The 1,430-nt window shown below is 61.5% G+C and carries 1 protein-coding gene; it reads right to left on the bottom strand.

What is annotated here, in order from left to right; translation table 11 throughout:
• Positions 1 to 46: 46 nt before the first annotated feature.
• Positions 47 to 1,312: an IS256 family transposase gene (locus FSO04_RS45760; RefSeq protein WP_154568006.1), complete on the bottom strand. Its 1,266-nt coding sequence runs from the start codon at positions 1,310 to 1,312 to the stop codon at positions 47 to 49.
• Between the last annotated feature and the right edge of the window lie 118 nt (positions 1,313 to 1,430).

Raw genomic sequence — 1,430 nt, 5'->3', positions numbered from 1 at the left:
GAGATACGGTCAAGTCTGGTGTATGAGCGGTTGATGACCGGCGACGTCAGGCGGCGAGTTTCTGCTGACCGGGTTGATCGTCTTGCACCGGTTCTCCGTCCTTGAAGGCAATGCCTTCCAGCAACAGCTTGATCTGTTCAGGGCCATTGATGCGGCGCCAGGTTTTCTCGGCTTCCTCGATCAGCTTGAATGCCAGACCCAGGAAGGTCGGTCGCGACACGCAGTTGCGCGTACGCGTGGTACGGTGCCGCACCGTCGCGAACGTCGACTCGATCGCGTTGGTTGTCCTCAGGTGCTGCCAGTGGTCGGCCGGGAAGTCGTAGAACAGCAACAGGCTTTCCCGGTCCTTCTTCAGCGTCTCAGTGGCCTTGGGATACTTGGCCGCATAGATCGTCACGAAACGATCGAAGGCGGCGTACGCCTCGACGCGTGTCGCTGCCATCCAGATCGCCTGCAGATCCGCCTTGGCCCGACCCTGTTGCGACTTCGGCAGCGCATTGAGCACGTTGCCCATCTTGTGGAACCAGCAGCGCTGGCCGCGCGTTGCCGGAAACACTTCCTCCAGTGCGGCCCAGAAGCCCATCGCGCCGTCGCCGACTGCCAGCAGCGGACCCGCCTGCAAGCCACGCGCCTTCAGGTCAAGTAGCAGCTCCTGCCAGGACGCCTTCGACTCCCGATACCCGTCGCCGATTGCCACACGCTCCTTGCGCCCATCGGGCCTCACGCCGATGATCACCAGCAGGCACTGGCCGTCTGAGTTCTCGCTACGCAGGCCGGTGTGAATGCCGTCGACCCACCAATAGACGTACCGCGACTTCGACAGGTCACGCCGGCTCCAGCTGGCGTGCTCATCGGCCCATTGCGCCTTCAGTCGGCTCACCACATTGGCCGACAGCCCTTTAGCGTCGTCACCCAGCAGCACGCTCAGCGCCTCGCTCATGTCGCCCGTCGAGATGCCTTTCAGATACAGCCACGGCAGCGCAGCACTCACGCGCGGCGACTTCCTCACATACGGCGGCACGATCGATGAATTGAACTTCACGCCTGATCCTGAACGATCGCGAACCTTGGGCACCTTCACCGCAATCGGGCCGGCCGCCGTCAGCACCTCGCGCTCCGGCAGATAGCCATTGCGCACCACCGCGCGTTGCCCGTGCAACGTCTTGACGTTTTCGAACCGCTCCAGCAGCGCCGTCAGCTCTGCTTCGATCGCCTGTTGAATCACCTGCCGGGCTCCGTGACGGACCAATTCGTCCAGGCCCAGACCGGTTTCAGATAGACCGACAACCGCTTTTTCCGTAAACTTGTTCATGGTGGATGGTTTGTTGTTTGCTGGTTTCCGACTTCGACAATCAGATTCTCAGCTAAAACCTCCACCGCCTTCAATCTCCCGCCTCAACTCCCCCGTACACCAGATCCGAGCATATCTC

The organism is Paraburkholderia madseniana, from assembly GCF_009690905.1.
Lineage (GTDB): Bacteria > Pseudomonadota > Gammaproteobacteria > Burkholderiales > Burkholderiaceae > Paraburkholderia > Paraburkholderia madseniana.
This window is presented reverse-complemented; position numbering and strand designations above follow the sequence as displayed.

Coding starts and splice junctions, on each gene's coding strand:
- FSO04_RS45760 (WP_154568006.1), bottom strand. CDS start 1,312: ATGAACAAGTTTACGGAAAAAGCGGTTGTCGGTCTATCTGAAACCGGT.